This window comes from Streptomyces sp. NPDC026394 (genome assembly GCF_055567735.1).
In genome coordinates this window covers 192,097-199,463 of record NZ_JBVHPX010000016.1, presented here as the reverse complement: position 1 = coordinate 199,463, position 7,367 = coordinate 192,097, and the positions used below count along the sequence as shown (strand labels likewise).

Here is a 7,367-nt window from a genome sequence, read left to right as displayed (position 1 = left end):
GCACATTCGCCGTGAATAGGTACCAACCAGTTGATACTGGGTGCCCGACGAAACGCCTAAACCTGCACGTAATCGACAAGAACATCCTCTGAGAGGTCGTTTTCTCCTGTTTCATTGCAATAGACAGGTTTTTGTGAACTGCGAGAACGTGATGCTGATGGGATCTGAGGCGCGGTTGGTTCCTGGGAGCCGGAGGGGGTGACGCCTGGGGGGGCGAGGCGGCTTGCGCCTGTCTCATCCCAGGACGCCCGTTCCGCGGCCGCGCTGCCACAGGTGCGGACGCGCGCCTGGGCGCGCGCCCGCACCGGCGGTACGCCCCAGTCATGAGCGCACGACGCCCCTACCCGAGCGATCTGTCCGATGCCCGCTGGAAGCTGATCGAGCCTGTCCTGACAGCCTGGCGCTTCGAGCGCCGCGGCCGGGCCCTGGACATCGGGCGACCGCCCGAACACGACCTGCGCGAGATCATGAACGCGATCCTGTACGTCGACCGCACCGGCGTGCAGTGGCGCTACCTGCCGCACGACTTCCCGCCCTGGGAAACGATCTACGGCTACTTCGCCAAGTGGCAGAAGGGCGGCGTCTTCGCCCAGCTCAACGGCCTGCTGCGGGACCTGGTACGCCAGCAGCAGGGCCGGAACGCGGAACCATCGGCCGGCGTGATCGACGCGCAGAGCGTCAAGACCGCCACCGGCGTCCCCGCCAGGAGCCAGGGCATGGACGCGGGCAAGAAGATCGTGGGCCGCAAGCGCAGCATCATCACCGACACGCTCGGCCTCCTGTTTGCGGTGCTGGTCACCGCGGCCGGCGTCCAGGACTCCACCGCCGGCACTCAGCTGCTCGACCAGGTCGCCGCCGACCACCCGCGCCTGCGCAAGTTCTGGGTCGACGGCGGCTACCGCAAGCACCTCGTCGAGCACGCCGCCGCCCTCGGCATCGATATGGAAATCGTCGAACGCACCCCCGGGGCCAGGGGGTTCACCCCGTTCCCGAAGCGGTGGGCGGTCGAGCGCACCTACGGCTGGCTGATGCTGCACCGCCGCCTGGTCCGCGACTACGAAACCCTCCCGGCCCGCTCCGAAGCCCTGATCCACCTGGCCATGACCGACCTCATGGCCCGCCGCCTCACCGGCGAGAACACCATCTCCTGGCGCGACCCGACATCACCGGATCAAACACGCATGACGGGATGAAACAACGGGAGAAAACGACCTCTGAGGGGCGTTTTCTCCTGCGTGCGGTGGCCTGATTCCCCGCGGTCCCCTGACGAGCCGGTCGGGCCCTTGAGATTCGAGGGCCCGACCGCCTCGTTCGTTCCGGCCGCCGGAGGGTTACCGCAGGTCAGCCCGCGGGGTAGAACTTGGCGGCCTGGTCGATCTCGTGGCCGGGGACGGAGGTGCCGCCGGGCTGCGGCACCTCGTCGGTGTCGGGCTCGACGACCCACTCCAGGCTGTCGGCGTACGCGGTGGCCGTGGCGAACGCCTCCTGGGCGGTCGGCCGCTCCACCATCACGTGGCCCACCCGGTCGAGCGCCCAGCGCAGCGGCGGGACGCGGTCACCGGCCTTGAACTGGACGTAGAACTCGACGACGTCCTCCTTGTCGCGCACCTCCTCCGCGCCCCGCACCTCGCGCAGGATGCCCGGCTCGGCCTCGAAGAAGCGGACCGAGGCGCCCAGCCGGGGCCGGGGGCTCTCGGTCAGCGCGTCGAGTACCCCGGCGGGGTGGCCGAGGGTGTACGCCTCCATGTCGATGCCGTAGACCCGGCGCGTCAGTTCGCCGATGCGGTCGCCCGCCCGGCGGGTGTGGGTCTCGATGACCTTCGGGCCCTTGGCGGTGAGCATCAGCTCGGTGTGCGAGGCGCCCTCGTCGACGCCGAGCGTGTCGAGGACCCGGCCGACGAACGCGAAGAGTTCGGCGCGCTGTTCCGAGGGCAGCTCGGCCGGGCTGTAGTGCGCCACTTCCATGAAATCGGCGTTGATTTCCTTGTCAGTGCAACCGAGCGGGACGTGCCGCCCGCCGAAGGTGAGGACCTCCACCCCGATTTCCCGGCCTTCGAGGAATTCCTCGACGAGGAAGGTGGAGAGGCCGAGGGCGCTGAGCTTCTCCCAGACCGCATCGATGTCTTCGGGGCCGGAGACCCGGAAGACGCCGTAACTGCCGGACGCGGCGATCGGCTTGATGAGGAAGGGGTAGCCGTAGGTGGAGGCGAAGTCGGTGAGGTCGGAGCGGTCGCGGCCCCGGACCGCGCCCACTTCACCGACGCCGGCCGCGTTCAGGGCCTCGCGCATGGCGAACTTGTCCGTCACCAGTTCCACCGTACGCGGGGAGACGCCCGGCAGGCCGAGGGCCTCGTTGATGTGGGCGGTGGCGAGCTGGGCCCATTCGGTGATGGTGACGGCCGCGGCGAACGGGCGGAAGGCGTGCAGCCCGCGGGCCACCTCGACCGCCTTGTCCACGTCCTCGTAGTCCAGCAGGACGGTGAGGTCGGCCAGTTCGGCCTGGTCGGGGGTGAATTCCTTGGCGAGTTGCATGTGCAGGACCGTCAGCCCCAGCTTCTGTGCCTTCAGCAGCAGGGAGCGCTTGCCGCCCAGGAGAAGGATGGTCGGCTGCGGGGCTTCCGTATCCGGCGTGGTCGGGTTGGTCTGCGTCATGTCCTCGGAATTCCTCCGCGGAGTCGTCGTCGGACGCTCCGCCGTTGTTGTGGGGTGGATGTCGTTCGGTGGGTGGATGTCGTTCGGTGGGTGGGTGGCGTTTGGTGGTTGGTTGGCGTTTGGTGGGTGGGTGGCGTTTGGTGGGTGCAGGGTGTTCACCGGACCGAGGTGATGCGGGAGACGGCGGCGGCGCCGAGGACGCTGACGACCGCGGCCACGACGAAGAGCAGGCGGTAGCCGCCGGACGCGCTGATGAGCGCACCGGCCGCCAGGGGGCCCAGGGACGAGGGCACGAACGCGCCGATGTTCATGATCCCGAGGTCCTTGGCGCGGTCCCGTTCCTCGGGCAGGACCTGCATGATGACGACCTGGTCCACGGCCATGTAGGCGCCGTATCCCGCTCCGAGCAGGGCCGCCGCGAGGAAGGCCGCGCCGAAGGCGGGCACCAGGGCGAGCACCAGGCAGGCGGTGGCCTGCGCGGCCGCCGCACCCGCCACGAAGACGCGCCGCCGCCCCGTCCGGTCCGACAGGGCGCTGCCGCCGTACGTGGCCAGCAGGGTGAACGCCAGGTACACAGAGGTGAGGGCGAGCAGCGCCCGGTCCGGGTCCGCCGCCTTGAGCCCGTCCTTGATGAAGAACAGCAGATAGCTGTTGGTGAGGACGTTCGCGAGGTTGATCAGCAGCCGGCTGCCGAACGCCCAGGCGAACTCGTTGGTCCGCCGGGTCCCGTACGGCCGCGGGGCCGAGGCCGGGCGCCGGCCCGCCGCCGGGCGCGGCGGACCGGTGCCCGCACAGGGCGCGGCGGCGTCCGGGGCGGGGGGCGCGGTGTCGCGGGTCCGCCGCACGAAGGGCCATCCGAAGGCGACGACCCCGATGGCCAGGGCGGCGTAGCGCAGCGGGGTGTCGCGGAAGGAGGACAGCGCCGCCAGGCCGAGGACCAGGCCGACGGCCTGGGGCCCGTAGATCGCGGTCGAGACCTTGCCCCGCTGGGCCTCGGGGACCTGGTCGGCGACGGCGGCCGTGAAACCGACCGTCGCCATGTTGAACCCCAGGGTGGCCACCAGCCAGGCGGCCCCGACCCCGGTCGCGGTCGTCTGCGCACCGGTCGCGGCCAGTCCGGCGGCGAAGACGCCCAGGCCCGCCGCCATCCATGTCCGGCGCCGCCCGAACCGGGTCCGGGTGCGGTCGCACAGCGCGCCGAACAGCGGCAGGGTGACGAGGGCGGCGACGCCGGCGACCGCGTTGATGACGGCGTAGTCCCCGATCCGGCCGGAGTGGTCGAGCCGGTCGAGCTGGTCGGGCAGGGTGAGCTGGCTCGGCACCAGGTACGCCATCCACAGGCCCAGCCAGGCCAGGGTGAAGCGGACGAGCCAGCTCCGCGGGACCGGTGCCGGCGGTTGGGGTGAGGTGGTACGGGGTCCCGTCGGGCGCCCCGGTACCACGTACGGGCGTGTGTCACCAGGCAAGGGCGTTCGCCTCGGCGTAGGCCGGGTCCGCGAGCGTGCGGCGGTCGGTCTTGCCGCTGCCGGTGCGCGGCAGCTTTTCGAACCGGTGGTGGACGGTGGGCAGCATGTACTGCGGCAGCCGCTGCGCCGCGTGCTCGCGCAGGTCCGCCTCCGAGAGGTCCCCGGTCGTGGACACCGCGGCGCGCAGGACCGGGTGGAGCGGGTCCGGCCGGTCCAGGAGCACCGCGCATTCCGTCACGCCCGGCACCTCCAGCAGGACGCTCTCGATCTCACCCAGGTCGATGCGGATGCCCCGGATCTTGACCTGGCTGTCGTCCCGCCCCAGGAACTCCAGTTCGCCCGACGGCAGCCAGCGGCCGATGTCGCCGGAGTCGTACATCCGGCCGTTCCCGCCGCCGAATTCGGGGACGAACTTGCGGGCGGTGAGGTCGGGGTCGCCGAGGTAGCCGCGCGCGACCCCGGCGCCGGCCAGGAACAGTGTGCCGTACACCCCGACCGGTACCGGCCGGCCGTGGCGCAGCACGTAGACGCGGGTGTTGTCGATGGGGCGGCCGATGGGCACCGGCCCGTCGGGCGGTGTCGCCGGGCAGTCGTGGCCCGTGACGTCGACGGTCGCCTCGGTGGGCCCGTAGAGGTTCACCAGGGTCGTGCCCTGCGGGCCGAGGAGCCGACCGAAGGCGGCCACCGAACTCGCCGGCAGGCTCTCGCCGCTGGAGAAGCACCAGCGCAGGCCAGGCATCGCGGGCTCGCCGCCGTCCTGAAGATGTTCCAGGAACATGCCGAGCATCGAGGGCACGAAGTGCAGGGCGGTGATCCGCTGCTGGCGGACGGTCTTCCCGATGGCGAGGGGGAAGCGTTCCATGCCCGGTGCGAGCAGGTGCAGGCGGGCGCCGGCGAAGAACCACCAGAACAGCTCCCACACCGAGACGTCGAAGATCACGGGGGTTTTCTGGAGCAGGGTGTCCTCGGCGGTCAGCGGGTAGCGGCGCTGCATCCAGGTGAGGCGGTTGACCACCGAGCGGTGTTCGACCATGACGCCCTTGGGCTTGCCGGTGGAGCCCGAGGTGTAGATGACGTACGCCAGGTCCTCGGGGCCGGCGTGGTCCTGCGGCCCGGGGGCGGGCCCGGCGTACAGGTCCGGGTCGTCGAGCCGCAGGACGGTGGCGGCGATGCCGTCCGGTACGTCGGTGCCGGGCTGGGCGAGGACGATCGGCGCGCCGCTGCGGTCCACGAGTTCGGCGTTCCTGCGGGCCGGGGCCGTCGGGTCCAGCGGCAGGTAGGCGCCACCGGCCTTGAGGACGGCGAGGAGCGCCACCGGCAGGTCGAGGCACCGTTGCGCGTGGACCGCCACGATCGTGCCGGGTACCACGCCGCGCGCGACGAGGTGGTGGGCGAGCCGGTCGGTGCGTTCGTCCAGTTCCCGGTAGGTCAGCGACGCGCGGTCGGTACTGACGGCGACCGCGTCGGGGGTGCGGACGGCCTGGGCGTGGAAGATCGCGTGCAGGGTGGTGCGGTCGGGGAAGTCGCGCGCGGTGTCGTTGAACTCCCGCAGCACCCGGTCGCGTTCGGCGCCGGTGAGCAGGTCGTACGCGCCGACCGGCCCCGAGTCGCCGGTGCGGGCGCGGTCCAGGACCGTGCCGTACAGCGATTCCAGGGTCCGGGCGTCGAGGGCGGCGCCGGGGGTGCCGTTGTGCGCGCACCGTGCGCCGTCGTCCGTCACGGTCAGGGCGAGCCGGACGTCTCCGGCGGGATCGGTGGCTTCGGCGAGTCCGGTGCCCCCGGCCGACCCGGTCGGCCGGGCGGCCCCGGTCGGCCCGGCTCCGAGGCGTACGACGAGGTCCGTGGCCGCATCGGTGTGCGGGGCTTGCTCGACGGCGGTCACCAGGGCGGCGAAGTCCGCGGTGGGATCGACCGGGACGGCGAGGGTGCGCGGCGGGGCGTCCTCCGGGAGGACGCGCACCACGGGGGTGTCGTCGTGGGTGACGCAGGACAGGCCGAATACGGCGGCGGCCAGCCGGACGGAGGCGGCCCTCCCGTGCGGAAGGGCCGCCTCCGTCCCGGCCGGGGCGGGGGCTGCGGCCGGGGCGTCGGTCACGGTGCCGTCCTCCCCACGGCGTTGACCAGGGCCGGGGCCAGCGACCGTTCGAGGATCTGCTCGGTGCCCTCGATGATGGTGAGCACCTTGCTGTCCCGGTAGGCGCGGGCGGTCACCGATCGCTCGTTCACCCCGGAGGAGGCGAGGAGCTGGACGCTGGAGGCGGTGTGTTCCTGGGCGGCGCGGCACACGAAGTACTTCGCCAGCAGGATGCGCTCGGTGGCGGCGGGGTCCTTGGACTCCATGGCCCGCGCGGCGGAGACGCACAGGTGCCGGGCGGCCTCCAGGTCGGCCCCCATGCGGGTGATCAGGGTCTGTACCTGGCCGTGTTCGACGAGGGTGCGGTCGAAGGCCCGGCGGGTGCGGACGAAGCGCGCGCACTCGGCGAAGCAGGCTTCGAGCATGCCGAGCGCCATCCAGGCCACGGCGTGCCGGCCGTGTTCCAGGGCGGTCGGTATGAGCACCGACAGGGCGAAGCCCGGCTTGCCGACGAGGGCCTCGGGGGCGATCTCGCAGTCGGTGAAGGTGATGCGGGCCAGTCCGGCGGCGCGCAGGCCGAGCATGTCGCCCATCGGCTCGACCGCGACGCCGGGGTTGTCCCGGCGCACCAGGCACGCTTCGGGGCGGCCGTCGCACTGGGCGAACACCAGGTAGTCGTCGGCGCGGCGGCCGAAGGTGATGTACACCTTGGTGCCGTTGACGAGCAGCTTGTCGTCCTTCTCGGCCAGGGTGGTGGTGATGCCGGCCAGGTCGCTGCCGGCGTGGGGTTCGGTCATGCAGATCGCGGCGACGCGGCTGCCGTCGGCGAGGGCCGGCAGGACGTGCTCGCGGTGCCAGGCCGTGCCCCACTTCGCCACGGTCTGCGCCATCATGCCGTGCACGTTGACGAGGGAGGCCAGGGAGGCGCCGGCCCTGCCGAGCGCCTCGTACATCAGTCCGGTCTCGACGGCGTTCCAGCCGGCGCCGCCGACGGAGGCGGGCAGCGCGGCGCCGAACAGGTCCTGTTCGGCGCACCAGCGCACCACTTCCTCGGGCAGCATCTCACCGTTCTCCCAGGTGTGGGCGGTGTCCTCCCAGCGGCCGAGGACCAGTTCCAGCATGCGTGCGCGGTGCTCGCGTTCCCGCGGGTTCAGCAGGTGCTCCATGGTGGGCGT

General features: G+C 71.9%; 5 protein-coding genes. 1 reads left to right on the top strand and 4 read right to left on the bottom strand.

Annotated features, from left to right (window positions below; all coding sequences use genetic code 11):
• Positions 1 to 323 precede the first annotated feature (323 nt).
• The gene (locus tag ACZ4QV_RS30360) at positions 324 to 1,193 is read left to right on the top strand and encodes an IS5 family transposase (protein ID WP_467763671.1); all 870 of its coding nucleotides are present in this window, start codon (positions 324 to 326) and stop codon (positions 1,191 to 1,193) included.
• A 148-nt stretch (positions 1,194 to 1,341) separates the two neighbouring features.
• Here the strand turns inward: ACZ4QV_RS30360 and ACZ4QV_RS30355 are convergent, their stop codons facing one another.
• The 4 genes from ACZ4QV_RS30355 to ACZ4QV_RS30340 form a co-directional block, all read right to left on the bottom strand.
• Complete coding sequence (locus ACZ4QV_RS30355; protein WP_467763670.1) at positions 1,342 to 2,652, bottom strand: ATP-grasp domain-containing protein; 1,311 nt, start codon at positions 2,650 to 2,652, stop codon at positions 1,342 to 1,344.
• Positions 2,653 to 2,807: 155 nt separating this feature from the next.
• Positions 2,808 to 4,118 (bottom strand): MFS transporter, encoded by a 1,311-nt coding sequence (locus ACZ4QV_RS30350; RefSeq protein ID WP_361159933.1) that lies wholly within the window; start codon positions 4,116 to 4,118, stop codon positions 2,808 to 2,810.
• Entirely contained in the window at positions 4,108 to 6,213 is a 2,106-nt protein-coding gene (locus ACZ4QV_RS30345; RefSeq protein ID WP_361639500.1) for a non-ribosomal peptide synthetase, read from the bottom strand. The genes ACZ4QV_RS30350 and ACZ4QV_RS30345 overlap by 11 nt, the downstream gene beginning before the upstream one ends.
• Positions 6,210 to 7,358, bottom strand: a complete 1,149-nt coding sequence (locus ACZ4QV_RS30340; protein WP_467763669.1) for an acyl-CoA dehydrogenase family protein — start codon at positions 7,356 to 7,358, stop codon at positions 6,210 to 6,212. The genes ACZ4QV_RS30345 and ACZ4QV_RS30340 overlap by 4 nt, the downstream gene beginning before the upstream one ends.
• Positions 7,359 to 7,367 lie beyond the last annotated feature (9 nt).

Coding starts and splice junctions, on each gene's coding strand:
- ACZ4QV_RS30355 (WP_467763670.1), bottom strand. CDS start 2,652: ATGACGCAGACCAACCCGACCACGCCGGATACGGAAGCCCCGCAGCCG.
- ACZ4QV_RS30360 (WP_467763671.1), top strand. CDS start 324: ATGAGCGCACGACGCCCCTACCCGAGCGATCTGTCCGATGCCCGCTGG.
- ACZ4QV_RS30340 (WP_467763669.1), bottom strand. CDS start 7,358: ATGGAGCACCTGCTGAACCCGCGGGAACGCGAGCACCGCGCACGCATG.